The sequence below is a fragment of the Pseudomonas sp. 9.2(2024) genome (assembly GCF_039695385.1).
Classification (GTDB): domain Bacteria; phylum Pseudomonadota; class Gammaproteobacteria; order Pseudomonadales; family Pseudomonadaceae; genus Aquipseudomonas; species Aquipseudomonas paraglycinae.
In genome coordinates this window covers 4,951,996-4,977,128 of sequence record NZ_CP155585.1, presented here as the reverse complement: position 1 = coordinate 4,977,128, position 25,133 = coordinate 4,951,996, and the positions used below count along the sequence as shown (strand labels likewise).

Annotated in this window: 24 protein-coding genes; 10 read left to right on the top strand and 14 right to left on the bottom strand. The window is 55.4% G+C overall.

Annotation, left to right across the window (positions count from 1 at the left end; translation table 11 throughout):
* Positions 1-267 precede the first annotated feature (267 nt).
* Together ABFB52_RS22380 and ABFB52_RS22375 are read right to left on the bottom strand one after the other, a co-directional pair.
* Positions 268-573: a PepSY domain-containing protein gene (locus tag ABFB52_RS22380; protein ID WP_102687293.1), complete on the bottom strand. Its 306-nt coding sequence runs from the start codon at positions 571-573 to the stop codon at positions 268-270.
* Positions 574-711: 138 nt separating this feature from the next.
* Positions 712-1,836, bottom strand: a complete 1,125-nt coding sequence (locus ABFB52_RS22375) for a glycerophosphodiester phosphodiesterase (protein ID WP_129974257.1) — start codon at positions 1,834-1,836, stop codon at positions 712-714.
* 215 nt (positions 1,837-2,051) lie between these two features.
* On the opposite strand from ABFB52_RS22375, the gene ABFB52_RS22370 reads away from it, so the two are divergent.
* Complete coding sequence (locus tag ABFB52_RS22370) at positions 2,052-2,378, top strand: DUF2025 family protein (protein ID WP_085745148.1); 327 nt, start codon at positions 2,052-2,054, stop codon at positions 2,376-2,378.
* Positions 2,379-2,463: 85 nt separating this feature from the next.
* Here ABFB52_RS22370 and ABFB52_RS22365 read toward each other — a convergent pair whose 3' ends face one another.
* Entirely contained in the window at positions 2,464-2,778 is a 315-nt protein-coding gene (locus tag ABFB52_RS22365; protein WP_129974256.1) for an antibiotic biosynthesis monooxygenase, read from the bottom strand.
* Complete coding sequence (locus ABFB52_RS22360) at positions 2,775-3,482, bottom strand: CTP synthase (protein WP_129974255.1); 708 nt, start codon at positions 3,480-3,482, stop codon at positions 2,775-2,777. The genes ABFB52_RS22365 and ABFB52_RS22360 overlap by 4 nt, the downstream gene beginning before the upstream one ends.
* Before the next feature lie 42 nt (positions 3,483-3,524).
* Here ABFB52_RS22360 and ABFB52_RS22355 point away from each other — a divergent pair, with 42 nt between their 5' ends.
* Positions 3,525-4,439 carry a LysR family transcriptional regulator gene (locus tag ABFB52_RS22355; RefSeq protein ID WP_178082643.1) on the top strand — a complete coding sequence of 305 codons (915 nt, stop codon included), beginning with the start codon at positions 3,525-3,527 and terminating at the stop codon, positions 4,437-4,439.
* A gap of 6 nt (positions 4,440-4,445) precedes the next feature.
* Here the strand turns inward: ABFB52_RS22355 and ABFB52_RS22350 are convergent, their stop codons facing one another.
* The 3 genes from ABFB52_RS22350 to ABFB52_RS22340 all read right to left on the bottom strand — a co-directional run bounded on the left by ABFB52_RS22350 (position 4,446) and on the right by ABFB52_RS22340 (position 7,747).
* On the bottom strand, positions 4,446-5,765 hold the full coding sequence (locus ABFB52_RS22350) for a PAS domain-containing methyl-accepting chemotaxis protein (protein ID WP_085745424.1): 1,320 nt from the start codon (positions 5,763-5,765) through the stop codon (positions 4,446-4,448).
* Positions 5,766-5,939: 174 nt separating this feature from the next.
* Complete coding sequence (locus ABFB52_RS22345) at positions 5,940-6,992, bottom strand: diguanylate cyclase (RefSeq protein WP_129974258.1); 1,053 nt, start codon at positions 6,990-6,992, stop codon at positions 5,940-5,942.
* A gap of 146 nt (positions 6,993-7,138) precedes the next feature.
* On the bottom strand, positions 7,139-7,747 hold the full coding sequence (locus ABFB52_RS22340; RefSeq protein ID WP_085745144.1) for a TetR/AcrR family transcriptional regulator: 609 nt from the start codon (positions 7,745-7,747) through the stop codon (positions 7,139-7,141).
* Positions 7,748-7,960: 213 nt separating this feature from the next.
* Between ABFB52_RS22340 and ABFB52_RS22335 the strand changes: the two genes are divergently transcribed.
* Positions 7,961-9,013 (top strand): MBL fold metallo-hydrolase, encoded by a 1,053-nt coding sequence (locus tag ABFB52_RS22335; protein WP_129974253.1) that lies wholly within the window; start codon positions 7,961-7,963, stop codon positions 9,011-9,013.
* 38 nt (positions 9,014-9,051) lie between these two features.
* Here ABFB52_RS22335 and ABFB52_RS22330 read toward each other — a convergent pair whose 3' ends face one another.
* Positions 9,052-9,363, bottom strand: a complete 312-nt coding sequence (locus ABFB52_RS22330) for a hypothetical protein (RefSeq protein ID WP_085745142.1) — start codon at positions 9,361-9,363, stop codon at positions 9,052-9,054.
* A gap of 93 nt (positions 9,364-9,456) precedes the next feature.
* Entirely contained in the window at positions 9,457-10,224 is a 768-nt protein-coding gene (locus ABFB52_RS22325; protein WP_129974252.1) for a helix-turn-helix transcriptional regulator, read from the bottom strand.
* Between the two features lie 112 nt (positions 10,225-10,336).
* Here ABFB52_RS22325 and ABFB52_RS22320 point away from each other — a divergent pair, with 112 nt between their 5' ends.
* From ABFB52_RS22320 to ABFB52_RS22310, 3 genes are all read left to right on the top strand, one after another.
* A complete protein-coding gene (locus ABFB52_RS22320) occupies positions 10,337-11,152 on the top strand; it encodes a sulfite exporter TauE/SafE family protein (protein WP_129974251.1) in 816 nt (271 codons plus the stop codon).
* A gap of 55 nt (positions 11,153-11,207) precedes the next feature.
* Entirely contained in the window at positions 11,208-11,927 is a 720-nt protein-coding gene (locus ABFB52_RS22315; protein WP_129974250.1) for a hypothetical protein, read from the top strand.
* Positions 11,928-12,013: 86 nt separating this feature from the next.
* Positions 12,014-13,204: a hypothetical protein gene (locus ABFB52_RS22310; RefSeq protein ID WP_129974249.1), complete on the top strand. Its 1,191-nt coding sequence runs from the start codon at positions 12,014-12,016 to the stop codon at positions 13,202-13,204.
* 3 nt (positions 13,205-13,207) lie between these two features.
* Here ABFB52_RS22310 and ABFB52_RS22305 read toward each other — a convergent pair whose 3' ends face one another.
* The gene (locus ABFB52_RS22305; RefSeq protein ID WP_129974248.1) at positions 13,208-14,194 is read right to left on the bottom strand and encodes a hypothetical protein; all 987 of its coding nucleotides are present in this window, start codon (positions 14,192-14,194) and stop codon (positions 13,208-13,210) included.
* A 171-nt stretch (positions 14,195-14,365) separates the two neighbouring features.
* A complete protein-coding gene (locus ABFB52_RS22300; protein ID WP_129974041.1) occupies positions 14,366-14,875 on the bottom strand; it encodes a Bro-N domain-containing protein in 510 nt (169 codons plus the stop codon).
* Positions 14,876-15,424: 549 nt separating this feature from the next.
* Between ABFB52_RS22300 and ABFB52_RS22295 the strand changes: the two genes are divergently transcribed.
* Genes ABFB52_RS22295 through ABFB52_RS22285 form a run of 3 tightly spaced genes read left to right on the top strand, consistent with a single transcriptional unit; the run spans position 15,425 to position 18,415 of the window.
* Positions 15,425-16,891: a DNA cytosine methyltransferase gene (locus tag ABFB52_RS22295; protein ID WP_129974040.1), complete on the top strand. Its 1,467-nt coding sequence runs from the start codon at positions 15,425-15,427 to the stop codon at positions 16,889-16,891.
* Positions 16,888-17,988: a DUF3883 domain-containing protein gene (locus tag ABFB52_RS22290; RefSeq protein ID WP_129974039.1), complete on the top strand. Its 1,101-nt coding sequence runs from the start codon at positions 16,888-16,890 to the stop codon at positions 17,986-17,988. Before ABFB52_RS22295 ends, ABFB52_RS22290 begins: the two co-directional genes overlap by 4 nt.
* Positions 17,989-17,998: 10 nt before the next feature.
* Positions 17,999-18,415, top strand: coding sequence for a very short patch repair endonuclease (locus tag ABFB52_RS22285; RefSeq protein ID WP_129974038.1), 417 nt, complete (start codon positions 17,999-18,001; stop codon positions 18,413-18,415).
* A 203-nt stretch (positions 18,416-18,618) separates the two neighbouring features.
* Here the strand turns inward: ABFB52_RS22285 and ABFB52_RS22280 are convergent, their stop codons facing one another.
* The 3 genes from ABFB52_RS22280 to ABFB52_RS22270 all read right to left on the bottom strand — a co-directional run bounded on the left by ABFB52_RS22280 (position 18,619) and on the right by ABFB52_RS22270 (position 22,368).
* Complete coding sequence (locus ABFB52_RS22280) at positions 18,619-20,082, bottom strand: DNA sulfur modification protein DndB (RefSeq protein ID WP_129974037.1); 1,464 nt, start codon at positions 20,080-20,082, stop codon at positions 18,619-18,621.
* Between the two features lie 219 nt (positions 20,083-20,301).
* Complete coding sequence (locus tag ABFB52_RS22275; RefSeq protein WP_007951068.1) at positions 20,302-21,552, bottom strand: ribonucleotide-diphosphate reductase subunit beta; 1,251 nt, start codon at positions 21,550-21,552, stop codon at positions 20,302-20,304.
* 555 nt (positions 21,553-22,107) lie between these two features.
* Positions 22,108-22,368, bottom strand: a complete 261-nt coding sequence (locus ABFB52_RS22270; protein ID WP_007912695.1) for a DUF2790 domain-containing protein — start codon at positions 22,366-22,368, stop codon at positions 22,108-22,110.
* 451 nt (positions 22,369-22,819) lie between these two features.
* Here ABFB52_RS22270 and acs point away from each other — a divergent pair, with 451 nt between their 5' ends.
* Positions 22,820-24,775, top strand: coding sequence for an acetate--CoA ligase (acs, locus tag ABFB52_RS22265; RefSeq protein ID WP_007951065.1), 1,956 nt, complete (start codon positions 22,820-22,822; stop codon positions 24,773-24,775).
* Positions 24,776-25,133 lie beyond the last annotated feature (358 nt).

Below are 25,133 nucleotides of genomic sequence, written 5' to 3'. Positions count from 1 at the left end.
CACCCTAGCCCTCTCCCCGAGGGAGAGGGGACTGACGGAGTTGAATGTTCGAGTTACGCCGACCTGAAAATCTTGTGTCGAACTCAGGTTTAGAAACCCATGGAGATCGGTTCCCTTTCCCCCTCGCCCCCTTGGGGGCGGTCCGACGTTTCGGGAGGGCTGGGGTGAGGGGGTAGGGGCTGACTGACGAAACATGGTTTCAGCCAGACACCAGACACAAAAAAGCCGCACAACCCAAAAGTCATGCGGCTTTGTTTTATCAACCAATCAAGTGTCTTGCTTGTCGCTCAGCACCTTGCCAGTCGTTGCATCGAAGTCCACATCAAACTCCTTGCCATCAGCAGTACGCAACTCAACTTCATACTCATAACCATTGAAGTGGTTATCCAGATCCGTGTCGGTAATGGTCGCACCCGGATGCAGTTTCAGCGCTTCTGCGTTCATCGATTCCAGCGACTTGATCTTGCCGGACTTGACCAGTTCAGGGATCTGGTCAACGCGAACGTCAGCCTGGGCCAGGCCAGCGGTGAGGGTCAGGGCGGCAGCGGTAAACAGGGCAGTCAGGGTTTTCATCGGTTATTCCTTTGGGTGATTCGTTTAAGTGAGTTCAGGTTAATCGCCGCAACTTAACTCACCCTTAAAACGCAGCGAGCAGGCCGGACTCCCCGAGGGAGCGAGCCTGCTCGCGATACTGACGCCCTGATTTACAAATCAGAAACCGTTGTTCTTCAACACCTGATCCACACTGGCGGCCGGGCGTTTGTAGAACTTCAGCAGTTCGCTGGCGCGGTTGGTGAAGATGCCGTCGACACCAGAAGTCATGACTTTCTCGAAGTCCACCGGCTCATCCACGGTGTAGACGTGCACCAGCAGGCCCTTGTCGTGTGTGTACTTGTTCATCCATGGCTGCACCAGATCCGAATAGCTCTGATCGCCGCCGTGGGTCAGCTTCGCCGAAGGGCCGGTGCCGATCGCACCCTGGGCCTTGGCGTAGTCGATCCACTGCTTGAATTCGGCTTCGGATTTCGGCTCCTGCTTGCCGTAGAACGCGTTCTTGTCCTTCTCGCCGGATTCGGCAAAGGTCACTTTGGATTTCGGCTCGATGCTGCCTTCGCCGACCCACAGCAACAGGATCTTCGGCACCTGCGGCATTTCCTTTTGAAGCATTTCCAGGCTGCTCTTCTCGAAGGTTTGCAGGATCACCTTGCCGTTGCTTTCGCCGACGCTGGCGGCGTTTTTAGCCGGTTTGGCGCCGGCCGGAACCAGCCAGCCGCGGGCCTGGAGTTTTTCCTTCAGGTCATGCTCGATCCCCGGGAACAGCTTCGGCTCCTTGGTTTCGATGTACAGGCCGGGTTTGTGCTTTGGGTTGGCCTGGGCGATGTCGATGATTTCGTCGAGGGTCAGAATCTTCAGGCCGACGTAGGACGGGCGCGCGCGATCCGGGTACTTGGCGTTGTACCAACTGCCGGCGTCGAGGGTTTTCAGTTCGGCCATGGTGAAGGCATTGGCCGGGCTGTCCTTGCGTTCCGGGAACTTGGTGGCGACGTCGGTGGTGCGCTGCAGATTGTCGTCGTGCAGGGCGAACAGCACGCCGTCCTTGCTGCGCTGCAGGTCCATTTCCAGGTAATCGGCCCCCAGGTCGCGCGCCAGTTTGTAGGAGGCGGCGGTGGATTCCGGGGCATCGAAGGACGCGCCACGGTGGGCGATCACCGCCGGGTGCGGAATGCCCTCGGAGGCAGCGAGCGCAACCGGGTTTGGCTGGCTGGCGGCGTGGGCCTGGCCGAGGCCGAGTATCAGGCTCAGCAGCAGTGCGCTTTTGGTGAAGGTGGCGGGCATGTCGAGGTCCTTTCGCAGGTATTTTCGAAGATGTCCCTTTTAGCAACTCAAACGAAAACGTGCTATCGCAAGACCGACATAAACGTACTGAAAGCGAAAATTTGCGCACTTTTGTGCGTTCGTTTGCAGTACGCTTGGCCACGGCAACCGCCCCGGCAGAGGGCGCGCCTCAATGCCCTGCGTGTAAACCTTCGATCACTCTTGTGAGGTTTACCATGCGCATCACATCGCAACTCATCTGCCAGGCCGCCGACGACCTCAAGGGCTTCGTCGGCCTCAACCGCAAGACCGGACAGTACATCGTGCGCTTCAGTGAGGACTCGTTCGGCATGGACGTGGCCGATGACGGCATCATTCCGTGCAGCGAATTCGTCTGGGCACCGACCACCGAACAGACCATGACCCTCAAGCGCGAACTGATCCAGTTGCTGCTGGACCAGAATATTGATGACCGGATCAACATCACCGAGCCGTTGCGGGTTTACATGAGTAAACGCGAAGTGCCGGAGATTGAGGCGGTGCGTTGTCTGGTGAAGGGCTGAGGTTCTGCAGCGACTGTTCCGGCCTCTTCGTCGGAACGCCGCCCGGGGCAAGCCCGCGAAAGGGCCAGTGAGTACACCTCAATACTCACTGGCCGAACCGATACTCCCGCTCCACCCGACACACCCGCGTCTGAAACGCCGAATACCACTCAGCCCGCCCGCGCGCCTGAATCACCCGATGCTCCGGATGCTCGCGCCAGGCGAGAATCGCCGCCTCACTCTCCCAGTACGAAACCGTAATCCCCACTCCGTCCGCGCCCCGGATCGAATCGATGCCGCGAAAACCCGGTTGCTCCGCCACCAGTTGCATCATGCGCTCGGAGGCCTCGGCATAGCCGTTGTCGCCCTCGGTGCGGGTCGAAGTGAAGATCACGGCGAAACACTCAGTGTCCGGTTTCATCGACATTGCTCCGAGCAGGCTTCAACAAATGCCCGCACCAGTGGTGGCAATTGCCCCTTGAGCGCTGCGCGTTCCGGCTGGAACAGCGTGGCGACAAAGAACACATGGTTTTGCAGTTCGATGGCGCGCAGATCGCCTGCCGAATCGTGACCAACAGCGTGTAATTCATGGGTCAGCAACTCCCGTTCGAACTGCGGATTCACACCGTAGCGGCAGCGATAGCCTTCACGAATCTCCGACGTTTCGTACGCGCTGGCAATCAACGAACCGGGCACCAGATGAATGCTGTCCACCGCTTCCACCAGCGAGCAGGTCAGCGGTGTGAGCACTGCGCGGCTCGAGTCAGGCGAGGTTTCGCCATGTTCGGCGTCGGCCCAGCCCAGCACGTGGCGGGAAAACTCCAGCACCGCATGCTGAAAACCGCCGCAGGTGCCGAGGAAAGGGCGCTGCTGCTCGCGGGCAAAGCGGATGGCTCGCAGGGCACCGTCTTCGCTTTTGTAGGGGCTGGCCGGGACACACCAGAAGCCGTCGAATTGTTCCAGCGGCGTCTCGGGCAGGATTCGGTCGGTGGCCAACCATTCGAATTCGACCGGATGGCGAAGGTGTTCCGCCGCCAGTCCGAGGGCAACCGGGATGGCCTGGTGGGCGGTGACTTGCGGATCGAAATCACCGATCAGGGCGATGCGCAGGGCTCTGGATTCCATGAGTACTCGCTGTGCTTGTTGAGGAATGAACCTCACTATAGATTGGCGTTCACGCACTCTAAATTGGCGTTTGCCCAAGTGATCAATGCAGCCACGCAATATCAACTCGACTTCCCGGATCTGGCCCTGATCCTCGCTTTAGTACGCGGCGGCTCTCTGGCCCGGGCCGCGCAGCTGTTGAGGGTTGATGTGTCGACGGTGTTTCGCGCCGTGCGCCGACTGGAAGCGTCACTCGGTCAGCAACTGTTCGAAAAAAGCCGCGCCGGTTACCTGCCCACCAGCCTCGCGCAAACCCTGGCCGAGCAGGCCGAACGCGCCGAGCAGGCACTCGAAGCTGCGCGTATTGGTGTGGAGCAGGGCGGCGAAGTAGTCAGCGGCACGGTGCGCCTGACCTGTACCGACTCGGTGTTGCAAGGTCTGCTGCTGCCGGCGCTGGCGCAGTTCATGCCGAACTACCCGGCGCTGACCATCGAGCTGAGCACTTCCAACGATTTCGCCAACCTCAGCCGCCGCGATGCCGACATCGCCCTGCGCCTGACACGTACACCGCCGGAGCATCTGGTCGGACGGGAGCTGGCGAAGATTTCCTACCGGGTCTGTGCCAGCCAGCGTTATCTACAAAATGTTGAAGCGGCCGATCTGGCGGCGCTGACCTGGATCGCCCCGGACGACTTTCTGCCCGATCACCCGACCGTCGCCTGGCGCCGCCAGCAGTTGCCTGGCGTGACGCCGGGCTATCGCTGCAACAGCATGCTGTCGGTGACGGAGCTGGTGCGCGCCGGGCTTGGCGTGGCGGCGTTGCCGGACTTTCTGATAAACGAAGGGCTGCAGGCCCTGAGCGAACCCTTGCACGGTTACGACACCGCGCTGTGGCTGCTGACCCGCCCGGACTGCCGCGCGTTGCGCTCGGTGGTCTCGCTGTTCGACGAACTGGGGCGGGCGCTGCGATTGCCGTGATCGTGTTTAACCCGGCGCCCGGTCATTGGCGAACATGCTCACAGCTTCCACTGCTTCACTGGCGCCGTCGCGGATCTGCAAAATCACCGTGCCGGCCTGATCCGCCAACTCAACACCTTGCGCTGCTCGCCCTCGGGTGCCATCCATGCTTTTGATAGCTTGACGGGTTTCCGACTGGATCAGACCGATCATGTTGGAAATTTCCGCTGTCGACCCGCTGGTGCGCGCTGCCAGTTGCCGCACTTCATCGGCCACCACGGCGAAGCCGCGACCTTGCTCACCCGCTCGGGCGGCTTCGATGGCGGCGTTCAGGGCCAGCAGATTGGTCTGATCGGCAATCGCGCGGATGGTGTTGACGATGGCGGTGATTTGCTCGGAGCGTTCGCCGAGCTGCGCGATCAAGGTTGAAGACTCGGCGATGTCGTCGGCAATTTCGCGCATTTCACTGGCCGCTTGCTGAATCACTTGCGTACCTTGCTCGGCGACTTTTCGGGTGGCCACCGAGATGTGATAGGCGGCGCTGGCACTGCGCGCATCCTGCTCGTGCTGCTCGACCCGAGCGGTCACGTCCGACGCGAACTTCACCACTTTGCACAAGCGGCCGGCAGCGTCATAGACCGGGTTGTAGTTGGCTTCAAGCCACACGGTCTGCCCGCGTTTGTCGACGCGCTCGAATTGGCCCTGAAACAGTTCGCCCTGATTCAACCGGCGCCAGAAATCCTGGTAGGCGCTGCTGTTGACCAGTTGTGCGGGGCAGAACAAACGGTGATGTTTGCCTTTGAGTTCGGCGAGGGTGTAACCCATGCGCGTCAGAAAATTCTGATTGGCGGTGAGGATATTGCCGTCGAGATCGAATTCGATCACCGCCATGGCGCGGTCGATCGCCTGCAATTTCGCATTGGCTTCGCTTTCCTGCTGCACTTTGGCAGTGACATCCATGGCGTACTTGACCACTTTCACCACGCGGCCCGAGTCATCCTTGATCGGGTTATAGCTGGCCTCGAGCCAGATCGGACGGCCCTGGCTGTCGATGCGTTCAAAGGTGCCGGACTGGAACTCGCCGCTTTTCAAGCGCGACCACAACTCGGTGTACTGATTGCCACGGGCAAACTCTGGCGAGCAGAAGTGGCGATGGGCCTGGCCGATCACCTGTTCGCGGGTGTAACCCATGGTTTTCAGGAAGTTGTCGTTGGCGCGCAGAACCACACCGTCGACGTCGAATTCGATCACTGCCATGGAGCGGTTGATCGCCTCCAGCAGGCCGGCTTGTTGGTTGATGGTGTTTTGGAGATCGACGAGGGCAGTCTTGTGGCGGTTGAAAATCATGTTCATGGCACTCTGGAAATAGGACTGAAGGTGGGGTCCCTGTTTCCGCGTCAGCCAGCCAGATATATCAATGGCTGGAAGCAGTGTGCCAGCATCCCGGCTGGCGGATTAACTTATACAAAACTTTATAAACTTGTACAAGAAATCGATTTTTCTCAATTTTGTACAAGTTTTTCAGGCGGGTGTTCGGCTCAACGCTACGCTGATTGTGTTACGTCCCATGTGCTTGGCCGTGTACAACGCCTTGTCGGACTCTTCGAACCACTCAAGGGCATCGGCGTAAGAGGTTTGATAGCGAGCAAGCCCGATACTCAGGCTGACCCGCAGCTCGGAAACGTCGGGATGACGGTATCGATCCAGTGCCTGACGCAGTTGCTCCATCAGCGCTTCAGCCTTGCTCAGGGGCAGGTTGGGCAGGATCACGCAGAATTCATCGCCACCGTAACGCCCGGCCAGCTTGCTTTCGTCGAGTACGAATTTCAGCTCGTGACTCAATTGCCGCAGCACCGCATCGCCGACGATGTGTCCGTAACTGTCGTTGATCGACTTGAAATGATCGATGTCGATCAACGCCAGAATGGCTTGGGAATTGTGCTGCCGGCACTGCTGGAACTTGAGATGCAGCAAGTCTTTCCAGGCGCCGTGGTTGAGCAGGCCGGTCAGGCTGTCGGTGCGGCTCAGGGCGCTCAAGCTGCGTTTGTGCTCGGCGAGTTTGATCGCCAACCGGTAACAGACCATGCCCAGCGCCAGCGGATAAAGCGTCAGCATCGGCAGGCAGGCCCAGACCTGAGTCTGCGTGGCCGTCAGGGTGAAATGGACGCCGAACAATGACCAGCCCAGCAGCACGCCGATCACCTGGGCGAGGGCGCCGAGCCAGAACAGGCGCACGCCACCGGCGGCCACGTTGTTCATGGTCATCATCGACAGGATGGTGACGGTAGTCAGCGGATTGAATTGAAAACACGCGGTCCAGAAACCGCCGCACACCGAGTCATAGAGCAGGTTGCGGCGTTCGGCGCGATAGGGGAAAGCCGAGCGGGTCGAACATTGATAGGCCACGTGCGGCCAGAGAAAACCATTGAACAGCAACAGCGCCCAGAGCCAGCCCGGCATGTTCAACGGATACAGCGCGGCGCCGACACTGAAGAAACCGATGCCCAGTCCGATGGCCCTTGGCAAGTAAATGCGTCTGGCGAATGACAAGCCTTTGCCGCGTTGGTTTTCCATGGTGTTCTGCGCCAGATTCATTCTGAAACACTTTGCAGTGTAATTCTTCAGACTGACCGTTCATCGGCCAATGACAGACATTGTCATTTATTCCAGCGGGAAAATTCAGTGTCCTTGTGAGCCATTTACCGTGGCGCAGGCCCAATCTAGAGCTGATAGCAAGCCAGGAACATGTCCAGTGCAGAGTCGACCACGGCATTTTGCGCTGTGCTGTCGAGCGAGGGCTGGCCCATGGAGATCTGCGGCCAGAAGGCAAAAGTCTTCAGCAATCCCTGCACCTGATGCGCGGCGAACTCCGGATCGACCGGTTTCAATCGACCGTCCGCCTGGGCGGCGCGAATCCACACCGTCACGCTTTCCTCACGTTCGCCCATACGCGCCACCATGTTCTGCGCGCGCTCCGGCGAATGGATCGCGGCCGCGATGGCGACACGGGCCAGATTCATGAAATTGTCGTCCGCCATCATTTGCAGTTTGGCCAACAGCATTTGGCGCAACTGCTCACGCAAAGGCAGATCGGGCTGATATGACACGGCTTGCTCGGTGCTGATCCGTGCCCACAACTGGTTGAGAATTTCGGCGAACAGCTCTTCCTTGCTCGGAAAATGGTTATACACCGTGCGCTTCGACACCCCGGCAGTGGCCGCAATCTTGTCCATGCTGGTGACTTCGAAACCGTTGGCCCGGAACTCGGAAATGGCCGCGAGGATGATGGCTTCGCGTTTGCGGTCGGTGAGGCGCGTTGGAGCTGTCATAAATTCGATTCGGCAGAAAAAGGGTGAAATTACACTCGGCAGTTTACTTGTCATCCGGTTTGTTGCAACCTAGAAACTACACCGCTCAGTGTAATGCTGGGTTAATCGGTGCAACCTAAAAACAGATGTCCGGCTGATGCGTGCGTGCTTTGGCCATTATCGTCCCACCGTGGAAAGCCGTGAATTGCGCGGTGTTTCCGGAGTCATTCAGTCATGGCCAAATCCATTGCTTCTGCGGGCAGTCAATCACCTGAACCTTCGCGTCAGGCCGAAGGTGTATTCCGCAACCACGCGCCGGTGCAGCGTGAAGGCTTGCGCAAAATGCTGCGGATCATGTGGAACATGATCTTCCACAAACCGCGCAACACCCGGCCGGCGGCGGCCATTCCAGTGCAGCCACTGACCCGCGCCGACCTGATCGCGGCGCCGAACCACAGCGTCTATCGCCTCGGTCACTCGACCTTGCTGCTCAAACTGCAGGACAAGTTCTGGATCACCGACCCGGTGTTCGCCGAGCGTGCGTCGCCGGTGCAATGGGCCGGGCCGAAACGCTTCCATCAGCCGCCGATCAGCATCGACGAATTGCCGCCGATCGAAGCCGTGATCCTGTCGCACAACCACTACGACCACCTGGACTACGAAGCGGTGTTGAAACTGGCGGACAAGGTCAACGTGTTCCTGACTCCGCTGGGCGTCGGTGACACCCTGGTCAAATGGGGCATCGATGCTAGCAAGATCCGCCAGTTCGACTGGTGGCAGGGCACAGAAGTCGCCGGCATCCGCTTCATCGCCACACCGTCGCAGCACTTTTCCGGGCGCGGCCTGTTCGATGGCAACCAGACCCTGTGGGCTTCGTGGGTCATCATCGACGGCGACAAACGCATCTTCTTCAGCGGCGACAGCGGCTACTTCGATGGCTTCAAACGCATCGGCGAACAGTACGGCCCGTTCGACCTGACCCTGATGGAGACTGGCGCCTACAACGTCGAATGGCCCCACGTGCACATGCAACCTGAGGAAACCCTGCAGGCCCACATCGATCTCAAGGGGCGCTGGCTGTTCCCGATCCACAACGGCACGTTCGACCTGGCGATGCATGCGTGGCATGAACCGTTCGACCGCATTCTTGCGCTGGCTTGGGAACGCAGTGTTTCCATCACCACGCCGCAAATGGGCGAGGCATTCAACCTGGCACAGCCGCAACGGGGGAATGCGTGGTGGTTGGCGGTTGAAGGGGAGAGTGAGGCGGTGGTGCAAGGAGCCTGACTCACCGGTGCAGGTTCGCCTCGATGAGGCGAACCGAATCACTCCGCCATCGCATAATCCCCACGCACTGATTCAGCTGTCGAACCATTGCTTGTCGAACGCCCCGGCGCAAACCCCGGAAAGAACACCAACCCCTGCGCCTCAAACCGATAGGTCAACGCCAGCCGCGCCGAATCCGCCACTTCCTGCTGCGCTTCGAACCGCTGAATGTCCTCTACTGAAACCTTGGCCTCCCGCGACAACTGTTCAATGCTCCAGCCCAACATCCCTCGGGCCTGGGCGCAATGGGTCGGGGTGAACTGGAAAAGGGCGATACGTTCGAGGATGAGGTTCATCGCTGAAGAGGCCATGGTGTGCTCCGGGCTCGAGAGTGCTGATGGAAAATGTACTGTGTTTTTGTACAGTTGTTTTCGGCCGGGATCAAACGCATTTTTTGATTTCCCCTAGTTCGCCGCCTCTAACCAGACGGACGGTGCCTGACCGAGGATGCGACGGAACATCGTCGAGAACGCCGCCGGGCTGTCATAGCCGAAATCCAAGGCAATCCGCGTCACCGCTTCACCCGCCGCCAGGCGTGCCAGCGCCAATACCACGCAGGCGCGCTGGCGCCATTGACTGAAACTCAGGCCGGTCTGCTGACGAAACAGTCTGTTGAAGGTGCGTAAGCTTACGTGCAGCTGATCGGCCCATTGCTGGGGTGATTGGTGGGTATTCGGCTGATGCAGAAAGGTCTGACACAGTTCGAGCAGTCGTCCGTCAGACGGCAGAGGGATATGCAACGGAAGTGGTGCACTGCGCAGCAATTCATGCAACAACAAGTCGACCAGCACGCCATCACGCCCGGTCAGGTCATAGGTCAGCGGCAGCTCCACGGCTTCCATCAGCAAGTGCCGCATCAGCGGCGACACACTGATCACCTGACAACACTCGCCCAGATCCACCGCCCCCGGCTCGATATACAAGCTGCGCGTGCTGACCCCCAGCATCAACACCTCATGCGCCACCCCCGGCGGAATCCACACCGCCCGCTGCGGCGGCACCACCCAGTTGCCGTCGTGCGTGCTGACCTGCATCACCCCGGTCGCGCCGTACAACAATTGCGCCCGCCGATGCGTATGACGTGGCAACAGATAGCCGTGGGAATAATCCGTACCGATCGCCACCACCGGGCGCGGCGTGTCGTCCAGCAGATTGATCGAAACATTGCGCATTGAGCGGCACCCAGCAGTTGGCGTAAACGCAAACATTATTGGCCTGGTTGCTGAGGCAGGCCAAGCGCCGCCGCTCTATCGTCGACCGCTCCCAAACAACGGACGATGCGCCATGTTCTACCTCCTGCTGACACTTTTCGGCTGCCTGACCGGCGTCACCGCCGTGCTCTTCGGCTTCGGCGGCGGCTTCGTCGTCGTGCCGCTGCTGTATCGCATGCTCACCGCCAGTCACGGCGCTGACGACCCGATCAGCCAATCCGCCATGCACATCGCCGTCGCCACCTCGACCTGCGTCATGATCGTCAACGCCCTGGTCGCCACCGATAAACACCGCCGCGCTGGCAACCTCATCCGTGATTACCTGTGGCCCTTGGGCGGGTTCATCGGATTGGGTGCGGTCGTCGGTGCAATCGCAGCTGTGTGGGTCAGCGGAGAAGTCATTCGTTATGCCTTTATCGCTTACCTCGGCGTGACGATTGTCGATTGCCTGCTGCGACGCGGATTTCTTACGCAGTCCGAGGGAACCATCCCACGTCGCTTGGGAACACTGGAAACGTCCGGCGGTGGTGTAAGCATCGGCGCCATCGCGACCTTTCTCGGTGTAGGAGGAAGCGTCATGACCGTGCCGTTGTTACGGCGTTGCGGGTTGAGCATGTCGCAGGCGACTTCGATGGCCAATCCGTTGAGCGTGCCAGTGGCGCTGGCGGGAACGCTGACGTACATGCTGTTGGCGGGGTTCAGCGAGACAAAACTCGGGCCATGGTTTATCGGGTATGTGGATCTGCTGGCGTTTGCGGTGCTGACGCTGGGCTCGATGCTGGGGATTCGACTGGCCACACGATGGATCGGGCGGATACCGGATCGGGTGCATGCTTGGGTTTATATTGGATTGTTGGTTATTGTGATGTTGGGAATGTCGGTGAAGTAGTCGTGAGTCGACAGTCCCCTGTTTGATACTCCCGATTATTTATTAGAGATCAAGAATGCTGATCTTCAATTGCACCGAAGCCGCCAGCAAGTTCTTCAGTCGTGTCCACCAGGGCAAAAAGATCACCCCGGTGGATTTCGCCCCGCCGTCATCAACCATCGAAGATGATGAGATGGACAGTGCTGTCGAACAGTGGCTGGTGCATGCGATCACCGTGCAACGAAAGCATGTGCTGTTCGCCATGCACATCAAGACTCGCTATTGCATGGTTTTCGCCGACATGAAAAAGGCGGATCTGAATGCATTTGTGGGGCAATTCGCTGATCGCTGGTTCAACGGTGTCATGCTTCATGCAACCCATCACGGGCTCTCCGAGTGGATTGATATTGAACCGTTGATTGAGCGATTCCAGTGGATGTGTCGACCGCAGCAGTTCTATCGCCGCAGCCATCGCAGCGCACAGAAACACATCGATGAAATTGCCTGGGTCTTCCGGGACAAGGCCGCAGGGGCCGGTTGTTTACCGCCTGATGAAGTCGCAGCCATGGTGTTCGACGCGCAGATGAACGACACCCCGAGAAACAGCAAGGGCGCCAAGGGTTACTACTACCCGGATGAGGAGATGACCGTTCATTGGCTTCGTCGTTATTGCGCTCTGGATGAGGACGAAGTTCAAGCGGCAAAGACGCGCCGCATGCAAGTGTATCGGGAGATAGCAGCAGTCGAGCGCGAAGCCTGGCTGGAAGAGTACAACCGACAAAACTCGATTACTTAAGCCACCCCCGCCATAATCCGCCCCGCATTCACCAGCGCCGGCACTCACGTCCCGGCGCGACGTCCGACTCACTCAGGGATCGATCCATGCTCAAGGGACTGTTGCGCCTGGCGCCATATGCTGCCGCGTTGTTTTCACTGCTTTCCACCGCTCAGGCTGACGACGGCAGGCGTGTGTTCACCGGCACGCTGGGCAAGACGCCGATTGTGGTCGAGCTCAATACCCAGCAGCAGGACGAAGTGACCGGCCGTTACTTCTACGAGAAGTATCACCGTGATCTGCCCCTCAGTGGCTCGTTGCAGGACAGTACGCTGACGCTGGTCGAGGGCAACAATCGCTACGGCGACGACAAGCCGCTGCCAACTTTGAAACTTGAAGAAACTGCCACTGGCTGGCAGGGCGAGTGGCAAAGTCCGAAGGGCAAGAAACTTTCAGTGCGACTTTCCGAGGCCAGGCTTCCAGCGCCGACAACTTCTACGCTGCCCTTCATCGCCGCGCTGCCATACGGCGAGCCGTATGAGTATCTGCGACTACAAGGACTCAAGCTCAAACCGCTGAAGAAGCAAGACTTTATGGGCTACACCCTGCAATGGTGGACAGAGCCGGAGTCGAAGATTTCGCTGTTCAGCGTAGAGTCCGGTCTGCCAAAAGATGATCTGCAACGGGTTAACCAGCAGTTGCTTGGACGGTTGTGGAATGAGGTCATCCGCTATCACGGTTGCCAACTGCAGGGCGGGGAATACGTCGAGTTCATGCAGGACGCAGAACCCAAGATGATTTCGCCAGCCGTGGTCAGCCTGAACATCTCGACCAGTTATTACTGTGGTGGCGCGCATCCGGACTTCGGTGATTCACCGCTCAACATTGATGTAAGCACCGGCCATCCTCTGTCGCTCGAGGATGTGTTGTGGGTAGGTGAGGGCAAGCCACTATTGCATGCCGAACGAGACAGTCTGGGTGACAAACCCTTGAGCCAAGCCGAAAGTGACGCGCGTTATCAGTATGAAAACAAAGAGCTGGTGCCTTGGTTGATCAAACAATTCACCGCTCTATACCCCGCAGAAATGAAGAAACCGACGCAAGATGATGATTGCGATTTCACGGAAGAAAGCGTTTGGGGTTCTTCGCCGTGGTACTTCACCGCAAAAGGTTTGTACCTGGGCGCCTACTTCGCCCGCGTTCAACGCTCTTGCGATAGACCAGACTGGTCGGTGCTGCCGTACTCAATCGTCAAACAACACCCCGGCGCCGTCCAACTGCAACTACCCCAGAACTAACCATCACGCCAGACCCGGCGCTTCACGAATAATGAAGTGATCCAGGTTCTCGATATTGGCATTGAAGACCTCGAAAGGCTTTTCGGGGTTCTTCTTGCCCGGCACCTGCTTCAACTCCGGCGTCACACCATAGAAGAAGCAGAACAACTCCTTGTCGCTATCAATGGCGTGCTTGATCTCTTCCAGAAACGCCTTGCGCTTGCGGTAGTTGTCGATCAACTTCTTGTTGAGATAAACACTAACCGGATAAGGCTTCTTCTTGCTGTCATCCGGCTTCTTGAACCAGACCTTGTCCTCGAAATCGATCCGGAAGCTGGCGCTGTGAAAGTCCTCGATCTTCTTGATCCGACCCCAATAAATCAGCCCCTTGTTGTCCATCAAGTACTCGATCTTCTTGAAGAACGAACTGTACGGCGCCGTATGCTCGCCAATCTTCAACGGCATGCGCTTGAGCAAATCCTTGTCCGCGAAGTTCGACACAAAACACTCCACGGGGTGAGCGAAAACACTGGTCTTGTCCGGCGCCGTCTCACGACTCGGCGATTCTTTTGAGGGATTAGTCGCCACCCGCACCGGATCATCCCGCAACACATCCGCTCCCCCCGTAGGCGCGGCAGGCTTGCGCACATACTCACGGCGCGTCAGCAACAACTCCGACGGGAAATGCTCCTCACGCCCGTCATCCATTTCCCCATCCGCCGCCTCAACCCCCGACGCCGACGTCTTCAAACTCACATACGGACAACCCGCCACATGCTGCGTACCGGGCAGATTCTTGAAGTGCGGCGTACGCACGTAATTCACGTTCTTGGCGTTGAACGTGCCCAACTCGTTGGAAGCATCGAACGCCGAACGACAGGCGTCGTTGGGGCACTGGAAGTGTTCCTTCGCGGAATCGAACGCCACCGTCTCATCGAAATTGAGATCGCGAACGTCATAGATCGACAGTTTGTCGTCGAGGCTGAGGCAGTAGGCGAGGTCGAATTTCATGGTGGGGCTCGGGTCCTTGAGTGGGGGAGGGGTATTAATAGCGGGTGGTGGGGTGGGTTGCACTGATTGTTTTCAGAATGATGCAGAACCAGTCTGCTGACGATTGTCCTCCCAAGAACTCCGGGCCATAAAAAACCGCTGCTTGAAAACTCAAGCAGCGGTTTTTTGATGTCAGTAAGTACGCAGCATTCGTGAAGCTTTACGCCACCAGGATTTCTCACGATTGAACGGATCCTCCGCCAGCAAACACGGCATGTCCCGCAACCGAATCCACGGCTCATCCTGCCAGTGCAACGTGCTCAACGACATCTTGGGCCAGCTCAAAACACTCAGTATCGGACGCTCGACCGAGCGCGTCGGACGGGCATCTCGCAGCGCAGGCACAACCTGATGCGTCACCCATTCACGAAGCTGCCGATACTCGGGACAGTAGTGATAGATCAGCAGCGCATACACACCTGACTCGCTCACCATCAGATGTTCTCCGGGCTCGCCGTAGGTCTCCACGCACATCATCTGCCGCTGATCGGCATCGAGTTTGCGTAGCTGTCGCTCATCCAGATATTTGCCCATCAGACGCCCCAGTTCATGGACGCAGAACCAGGCTTGGTTCTCCACAAGAAGGGCATGCAGGTGGGTTTTGTTACGGACAAATCGAGTTGGAAGAAGAGGTTCAGACATGACGTGCCTCCCGAGTCGGGAGCACGGGAATCGAATGGCGGGTACAGCGATTCGCCTTCATCGTGAAGGCTGAGTAGTCAGGCATTTCCATTTACCTCTGGCTGCTTTCTTAGGGCATTCGTTAAGGGTGTCGGGAGCTAAGAAACCCACCAGAGACGGGCCGGACATATTCCCCTTTCGGGTCTTGTATTCGCCCACTCCCGACATAACGGGATTTTTCGCAGGCGTAGAGAAACCGCAGACGAAAAAAAGCCGCATGACTGTCGGGTGCGGAGGACCGCTCTGGTTGTGGCGTTTCTTAGGCGCCGAATCTAAAGACTATTTCGTTGAGGAAATGTGGTCAAGCTATGGCGTTTTGCCCTGAGATAATGAGGTGATGGGAGACATTTGGTAGGGGGGAGCGGTAGCTCATTGCCATTGAGCTGAGGACAAGGCGTTTGCGCATTAAACAAATCGCATTCTTCGGCTAATCGACCTCCATATGATGCTGCTACAGGAATCTACCTCCTATATACTCAAGCGTTTTGAATCAGGCTGTTCAAGATCGTTATGAGAGAGATCCATAGAGAAAAAATTGCACGTATACAAAATGGTGGCACTCCCAAGGTTCTGGACCTATTTGCGGGTTGCGGCGGGATATCTCTCGGTTTTGACCGCGCTGGTTTCAAGAACGCAGCCGCTATTGAATTTGATGCTCATGCAGCTCGTTCACATGCTATCAATTTTCACAAGGGGCTTTCTCCCGAACTTTTTGAGAAACATGCACAGGCACACGATATAACGCTCATCGAACCATCTAGTTTTATGCGTGACATGGGGTTTGAGGGAGATGCGGACAGAGCTATTGATGTCATCGTTGGTGGGCCCCCTTGCCAAGCTTTCGCGCGAGTCGGTCGTGCAAAGCTTAGGGAAGTAGCAGAACATCCGCAGGCCTTTAAACAGGACCCTCGCGGGAATCTATATTTGCGTTATTTGCATTTTGTACGAGAGTTGAAACCAGTTGCAATTTTAATGGAAAATGTGCCCGATGTGTTAAATTATGGGGGGCATAATATTGCAGAGGAAGTCTGCGAGACGCTGGATGATCTTGGATATGATTGCGGATATACGCTTTTGAATGCGGTGTATTTCGGTGTGCCCGAAATGCGCGAAAGAATGTTTTTGATAGCCTATTCTAAAGAGCTGAAGAAGCGTGTAAGTTTTCCTGCTCCGACTAACTGGATTAGTTTGCCAAAAGGATACGATAATAGTCGGAAAGTTGCTTTGAAGACTATAAGCTCTGATCTCCTTGGAGAGGAGAAATACTTCATTCATCCGCCTGTCGCAGTAAAATCAGATTGCGAGCCAGCGGTGACTGCAGAAGAGGCACTTAGGGATCTACCGAGAATTACTAAGCATCTGGAGCAAGAAGTAAAAAAAGGTGCGCGTAGTCCAAATGAAGAATCAAATTATCCAGATGATGTAAATATATCTAGATATGGGGAGCTGATGCGTGACTGGCCGAATTTTGAAAGTCATGGCGTAGTGTATGGCCATGTGACCCGCTCGCTACCTCGAGACTATCAGATTTTTGCGCGCATGAATCCAGGAGATCAATATCCTGAGGCATATGGTCATGCTGTGGAGTTATTTAAGGAAGAACTGGTAAAAAGAAAAACAATGGGCGAAGAGTTGATCGAAGGCTCGTCAGAGTACGATGCGCTTTTTAAAAGCATCGTTCCTCCATATGATCCAAATAAATTTCCAAATAAGTGGAGAAAAATGGAGGCGGTGCAGCCGGCAAGAACTTTGATGGCTCACTTGGGTAAAGATGGTTATTCACATATACACTATGATAGTACTCAAGCTAGAACAATTTCTGTTAGAGAGGCTGCGAGGCTTCAGTCATTTCCAGATGGGTTTAAGTTTTCTGGAAGTATGAACCCAGCTTTTAAACAAATTGGCAATGCCGTCCCTCCTCTGCTTTCTTATGCTTTGGCGAAAGAAATTATGAGAAACCTTAAGGAGAAGGTATGAGCAAGTTTGCGATAAAGCGTCTTTCTAGGTCTGATTTGACGTTTTTTACTTGGCATTTCAAAATGCTAAACGCAGGTAATCAGAAGTCAATAAACTTAAATGCTGCTGTGTTTGTTAGCGAGCTTTTTCCAGAATTACCTAACGTTGCAGCAAAAAAAGGAAAGGCTTCCTTCTTAGTGGATGTCAGTATTTACGGACCTGGAGCGGCTCCACGACATTCCTTAGCAAGAAAAATTGTGAAGGGCGAGGGGTATAAAAACTGGCGTCTCAATGGTGAGTTTGTTGAGAATCCTTTAGATATGCCTGATCGTTACAATGTTCTACGAGAAGGAGATTTCGCAATACTTATCTTTAATGACGGTATGGCGCCGGAGGAACTGAAATTAATCCTTGTTGGTGCTATGTCGTCGGAAGATGTGAAGTTGCATGCGAGTATTTCTGAATTTATGAACGGTCGTTCAATGTCTGCAGTCGCACCTGCAGATCTAGAGCGGATTGTTATTGAATCCGATGTTGATGATTTACATGCTGCTAAGTTAATGGATGTAGAGGGTGCATTTGAGGATGCCTCCCAAGGTGGGCTGTACGGAGTTCAGCAGCTACAAAAGTGGAGTGGTAAAAGAACAATTTCGAAGGAGGATTTAAGGCGTGCTAGAGAGAATGCCGATATTGTTGGGACCCTCGGTGAGGAATTTGTTGATGCCTTTCTTCAGGATCAAAAAAATAGAGGAGCTATCGATAGCTATCAATGGTCTTCTAGCGCGAATGCTATTGAGGCTTTTGATTTTGTAATTGGTGCGTGTGATTATTTGGATGTTAAATCTACTAGTGGTGGGTTTTCTCAGAAAATACACATTTCGATAAATGAGCTCCTGCATATGAGGGAGTTGCCAAGCTACAAGATTTATAGGGTTTACTCTATGGATAAGCAAAGTGCTAAATTAAGGATCTCAAATGATATGCATGATTTTGCTGTCGCTTTGCTTCAGCAGATCGAGCCATTAGCTTTTGGTGCGCGTGTGGACACTATTTCCGTTTCGCCAGATTCGCTAGTTTTTGGTGAGGAAATTAGTCTTGAGCTTAAGTTTCCAAGCTAGCGAGAGTTGAATGGATACTTTAACTCCTGCGCAGCGTTCTGATTGTATGAGGAAAATAAAAAGTCATAATACAAGGCCGGAATTGATAGTCCGTTCCATCTGTCATCAATTGGGATATCGATTTCGGTTGGGCAGAAAGGATCTACCAGGTACGCCTGATTTAGTTTTTCCTCGGCTAAAGTTATGCATTTTTGTTCATGGCTGCTTCTGGCACAGGCATAGCGGTTGTAGATATTCCTATACTCCAAAGACAAATGTTGATTTTTGGATTGAGAAATTTCTGAAGAATGTGCGTAGAGATAAACTAGCTTCGGATGCTCTAGAGTCTGCAGGTTGGAAAGTTGAAGTGGTTTGGGAGTGTGAGGTTAGAGATCTCGAATCTTTGAAGCCAAGATTGGCTGGCGTACTAAAGTCACAGGATCTTTGATCGCGTTTTTTCTAATATGAAACTAGTTGTTGTGGTTTGTTTTGATGTTGGTTGTTGAGCAGTGGGTTTTTAGATTTTTTATTAAAGGTGTAGCGCTCCTTCAATGGCTGAGGGAGCGTTACTAGCAATGAAGTGAGTACTATTTAAGGTTTTAACTTTTTGGTTTGTGGTTGTGCTGGTTTATATGATGGTGCAATTTCTCATTACCTCCGGCTCGGCAGTCCGGCAGCCCAGCGGATCATGTCTGCGAGAATCGGAAAAATGTCATTGTGCTTTGAGCCGAATCGCATAAAGCCGCCGCTTTGTATTGAGCCAATGTCTCTATTTACGCCTTGTGTCTCTTCTGGCAAGTATTCAGCTAGAGATGTCAGCCCACTGTGTGAGCGTTGTTCATCGTTTAGTGAGTAGAAACTCCACATTGGATTTTGATGTGAAAAATCAATGCTTGGTATTTTTTCAAGTAATTGCGCGAACTGTTCATCTGCATCATCCGGGCGCCGATTACTAAAATTCAAATCATAGGTGAGCTTAGCAAGGGCCTTCAGAACGACAGATTGGGCCGCTACCGTTTTCTCTTTGGCTCGGTTATTTCCGAATTCAGGGATTTCGACAATTCGACTCCATAGATGCAAGACAATATCCTCGCGCGGTTCAATAACTGCTGGCGTTGCTCCAGCCACATTGCCCTTGTTTAAAAAAGCAATTGCATTGACCGCTACGACGTCCTTCAGGACAAGGGCTCCAGTATCTTCGGTCCAATCTTTTGCTTCGATCTCTGTAACGGTTATTCCAAGCTCACCCGCTAATGTGTGCTTTATAAAGTGAGTGATAGGATTTGATCCGTCGAACTGGAATGCCAAGGAAGCATCTACTTTTTTACCCAGCCGGTTTAGGTCGTGGAACAGTTGCCGTTCCTGGTCTATATCAAGCCCTAAATGTACCTCGACTGTAAGTGTTGCGTAGGAGCGAGCGGCCTCATAGGCTTCATTCCAGACCAGCATTTCTTCCTCTGATACTTGCTTGCCTTTCTCAGCAAACAATACTGCACCTTTACCTGGATATTTACCTGTTTGTCGTACTTGTTCCAGAAATGTCATCACCAGATCGGCTGCGTGGCGGCGGTGCTGTCCATCAACTACCCACAGAATATGGCGTTCAGAAAGGAAAACTTTGAAAGCAGCCGTCTCTCCTGTATTGGTTTCGAGACGGAAACCACGAATGCCGCCAGCTCCATTACCACCGGGTGGTACGTTTCGGATATTGCATACTAAAGGTTGTAGCGAAAAGTAAGGCTGCTCCCCGAGCATGCGGAGAATTGTGTCGAAGGTTTCTGGCACAGGTTTGCCGGAGGCAATTCGGCGAATCTTAGCGGCTGATACCAACCCCTTAACCATATAAACCGACAGTTTTTTAGCATGATTTTCGTCAAGTGCTCGCTGTGCGACCGGGCCAGCTTCACGATTGTTTGCTACAGCTGAGATATCGGCGAATTTCCGGAAAGGGACGGACATAGTAAAGACGCGATGTCCCAGATTGTGCCCGATGAAGACGTTAAAAGGAGTTTCGTTTATATCTCCAGCGTCTGCCAAAATATCCAGACTGTCTAAGCTTTGAGGTGTGTTCTCGTTCACGATGGGAGTAGGTAGCTCGCCGACTTTTGGATACATTTCTCTATTCCTTAGTTGTTGGAAAGTTTTAAAAATATCCCTGGGGTGTTTTTATTATGCATGGGGAATATTTTTTTGCAACAAAAAAATCACCCTGGAGTATTTTTTTGCAAAAAAAAGCCCGGCAGTCATTTACTGCCGGGCTTTTATTCTGGGTATCTCACATCGTTGGAGCTTGGCCTCCCGCTACTCGGATCTGATCGAGAGCTTGATAACGTATCAATCCCAGCTCAACGCACCACCAGTCTGATATTCGATCACACGAGTCTCAAAGAAATTCTTCTCTTTCTTCAAGTCCATGATCTCGCTCATCCAAGGGAACGGGTTAGTGGTCCCTGGGTACTCTTCCTTCAAACCGATCTGCGACAGACGACGGTTAGCGATGAACTTCAGGTAGTCCTCCATCATCGCCGCGTTCATGCCCAGTACGCCGCGAGGCATGGTGTCGCGGGCGTATTCGATTTCCAGCTGGGTGCCTTGCAGGATCATTTGCGAGGCTTCTTCCTTCATTTCGGCATCCCACAGGTGTGGGTTTTCGATTTTGATCTGGTTGATCACGTCGATGCCGAAGTTCAGGTGCATGGATTCGTCGCGCAGGATGTACTGGAACTGCTCGGCGACGCCGGTCATTTTGTTGCGGCGGCCCATGGAGAGGATCTGGGTGAAGCCGCAGTAGAAGAAGATGCCTTCCAGAACGCAGTAGTAGGCGATCAGGTTGCGCAGCAGCTCTTTGTCGGTTTCGACGGTGCCGGTGTTGAATTCCGGGTCGGAGATGGCGCGGGTGTATTTCAGGCCCCAGGCGGCTTTTTTCGCGACCGACGGGATCTCGTGGTACATGTTGAAGATCTCGCCTTCATCCATGCCCAGCGATTCGATGCAGTACTGGTAGGCGTGGGTGTGGATCGCCTCTTCGAAGGCCTGGCGCAGGATGTACTGGCGGCATTCCGGGTTGGTGATCAGGCGGTACACGGCCAGGGCCAGGTTGTTGGCCACCAGGGAGTCAGCGGTGGAGAAGAAGCCGAGGTTGCGCATCACGATGCGGCGCTCGTCGTCGGTCAGGCCTTCCGGGTTTTTCCAGAGGGCGATGTCGGCGGTCATGTTGACTTCTTGCGGCATCCAGTGGTTTGCGCAGCCGTCCAGGTATTTCTGCCAGGCCCAGTCGTACTTGAATGGCACGAGCTGGTTGAGGTCGGCGCGGCAGTTGATCATGCGCTTTTCGTCAACGGCGACACGGGCGGCGGAGCCTTCGAGTTCGGCGAGGCCTTCGGCGACGTCGAGGGAATCCAGTGCAGCCTTGGCGCGGGCCACGGCGGCCGAGTCTTCGGCGGTCACGGCGCGGGCTTCGAGGGCGGCGGCACCGCCGGCGCTGTCGAGGCGGTCCATGTTGGCTTCGCTAGCGTGGCCGGCGTTGGCGCCTTTCACTGCTGCTACTTCACTGTCTTCTTTGTCGAATTCGTCCCAGCTCAGCATGACGTGTCGTCTCCTGCGTGAGGGCCTGTGCCCGTGTGAAAACTGATTGGTTGGTTTTTCACACGGCCGTACAGGCCGCGTTGGATGTCGTTTTTTGCAGCGGTGCTACGCAGGCAATAAACAGAAAATTTTTACGGGTTTCCGAGAGCCTCTGACGGGCGCAGGTCAGCGTTGTCGCTGCTGCGGGGCTTCAGAATGGCTTTGATCCCTGTAAGGGAATATTGCTGACCCGATTAGGGCGGCATTATAGGGAAAAAAACACGGGCGTGGGGGAGGGCGAAACAGCGCAGGGCGGTCGATCGCGCGGGTGATTTCGATTGGAGCGAGGGTTTACAGGGCTTTCGCCGGGATTGGCCCCGGAGAAAATTTTTTCATTAATTTTTTGGCGTGTGATTGATTGCTCAAAAAACGAGCAAAAAACAGCGTTTTTCACTATATCTTGTGTTTTGCAACCCTTTTGCGCCGCTTCAAACACAACTGAGCCCGACCGAAGCCGGGCTGGAATCGACTCTCGATGTTGCGCTGAGTGATCCGATTCGGTGCAGTCTCAACGCATCAATTGGTGCAGCCGTTACCCATGATGCTGTAACGCAGGATGTGACGCTGACCCTTGGAGTCGTCGTATTCCATTTTCGCCGGAACAACTTCGCAGACATTTGGAACTTCGCTCATCGATACAACTTTGGCGATGTCCAGGTGAGTGGAGTAAGTGTATTCCTCGATAACCGGTTGTTGCTGTGCGACATCAGTCGGAACCTCGTCTGCCATGGCGGTTGCGCACAGACTGCTGAGGGCCAGAACCAATAAAGCTTTCATTTGAATTTACCTTCTTGAGGTCGAGTGGGGTCACGCAACCTTTTTGGGGTTGCGTGTGGAACTTCATCGTTTTGCTTTGTTACTTCAGAACTGGATTAACGGCCTTCGTGGGGGCTGTAACCTTGTTAATCGCTTTGCCTTGTCGGCGAGGTGAATTTTAGGGAGGCGGGGCAGGGGTAAACAGACCCGGTTTTGATAAACACCTTTGGCAGATTTGGTAACAATCCTTGGAGATGGTGTTACCAGCGCTGCGGCTTTCCCGGGAAAACGAGGCTTCTGAATCGCTGGCAGGCCAGCTCCCAGAAGGGTTGCGGGGTTTGCTTCGGAGGTGGTTCGGGCATTTCTGGATGTTTTGTAGGGGCTTGTTACTACCATCGTCGAATGGTTCTATACGGGCGCCCCGGCTACAACAGGGTCATACAAAAACAACTATTACACCGAGGTAGGAAAGATGAGTGCGGCTTCCCTGTATCCCGTTCGTCCCGAGGTTCTGGCCAATACGCTGACCGACGAGGCGACCTACAAAGCCATGTACCAACAGTCGGTCGTCAACCCTGACGGCTTCTGGCGCGAACAAGCCAAGCGCCTCGACTGGATCAAGCCTTTCACCACGGTGAAACAGACTTCGTTCGACGATCACCATGTCGACATCAAGTGGTTTGCCGACGGCACCCTGAACGTTTCCTACAACTGCCTCGACCGTCATCTGGCCGAGCGCGGCGATCAGGTCGCCATCATCTGGGAAGGCGACGATCCTTCCGAAAGCCGCAACATCACCTACCGCGAACTGCACGAACAAGTGTGCAAACTCGCCAACGCCCTGCGTGGCCAGGACGTGCACCGCGGCGACGTGGTGACCATTTATATGCCGATGATCCCCGAAGCCGTGGTCGCCATGCTGGCCTGCACCCGGATCGGCGCGATTCACTCGGTGGTGTTCGGCGGTTTCTCGCCGGAAGCCCTGGCCGGTCGCATCATCGACTGCCGCTCGAAAGTGGTGATCACCGCTGACGAAGGCATCCGTGCCGGCAAGAAGATTTCCCTCAAGGCCAACGTCGATGACGCCCTGACCAACCCGGAAACCAGCAGCATCCAGAAAGTCATCGTGTGCAAGCGCACTGGCGGCGACATCAAGTGGAACCAGCATCGCGACATCTGGTACGAAGACCTGATGAAAGTGGCGGGCACCGTCTGCGCGCCGAAAGAGATGGGCGCCGAAGAAGCGCTGTTCATCCTTTATACCTCCGGCTCTACCGGCAAGCCGAAGGGCGTGCAGCACACCACAGGCGGCTATCTGTTGTACGCGGCGATGACTCACGAGCGCGTGTTCGACTACCGTCCGGGCGAAATCTACTGGTGCACCGCTGACGTGGGCTGGGTCACCGGTCACTCCTACATCGTCTACGGCCCGCTGGCCAACGGCGCGACCACGCTGCTGTTCGAAGGCGTGCCGAACTATCCGGACATCACCCGGGTGGCGAAGATCGTCGACAAGCACAAGGTCAATATTCTCTACACCGCGCCGACCGCGATCCGCGCGATGATGGCCTCGGGCACCGCCGCTGTTGAAGGCGCGGACGGCAGCAGCCTGCGTCTGCTCGGTTCGGTGGGTGAGCCGATCAACCCGGAAGCCTGGGACTGGTACTACAAGAATGTCGGCAAGTCCCGTTGCCCGATCGTCGACACCTGGTGGCAGACCGAAACCGGCGGCAACATGATGAGCCCGCTGCCGGGCGCCCATGCGCTCAAACCAGGTTCGGCCGCACGTCCGTTCTTCGGTGTGGTGCCGGCGCTGGTGGACAACCTCGGCAACATCATCGAGGGCGAGGCTGAAGGCAATCTGGTGATTCTCGATTCGTGGCCGGGTCAGGCGCGCACCTTGTACGGCGATCACGACCGTTTCGTCGACACCTACTTCAAGACCTTCCGTGGCATGTACTTCACCGGTGACGGCGCACGTCGCGATGCCGACGGTTACTACTGGATCACCGGTCGCGTGGACGACGTGCTCAACGTGTCCGGCCACCGCATGGGCACTGCCGAGATCGAAAGCGCGATGGTCGCTCACCCGAAAGTCGCCGAAGCGGCGGTGGTTGGTGTGCCGCACGACATCAAGGGGCAGGGCATTTATGTCTACGTCACCCTGAAAAATGGTGAAGAGCCGAGCGAGCAACTGCGCCTGGAACTGAAAAACTGGGTGCGCAAGGAGATCGGGCCGATCGCTTCGCCGGACGTGATCCAGTGGGCGCCGGGGCTGCCGAAGACCCGTTCGGGCAAGATCATGCGTCGCATCCTGCGCAAGATCGCGACAGCCGAATACGAAGGCCTGGGTGACATCTCTACCCTGGCGGATCCGGGTGTGGTGCAGCATCTGATCGATACGCACAAGACCATGAACGTCGCCTAAGCGGCGGGTCTGAAGGCTGAAAAGCCCCGTCCGGCATCTCGCCGGGCGGGGCTTTTTGTTTTCCAATAATTATCGGATTCATCCGTCAGGCATTTCCCACTGTTACCCGTTCACCTTCAAGTAACCGAATGTGTAACCGCCCGCTCCGCAACGGGGCATCCGGAAACGCATTGCCCTGTTTAAGGGCCTCAAGACACCCGGTGAAAAATAAGACATAACCCCGCGCTTGCCGGATTAGAAGGGTTTGCGAATAATAGGCCCGCAATTTGCAGCATAGATCGGTTCACTGTCTTTCGCTCTTGCATGAAATTGCAGGGCTGTCAATGTGCTCAAGCGGGTTTCTCGGTGCATCTGTAAT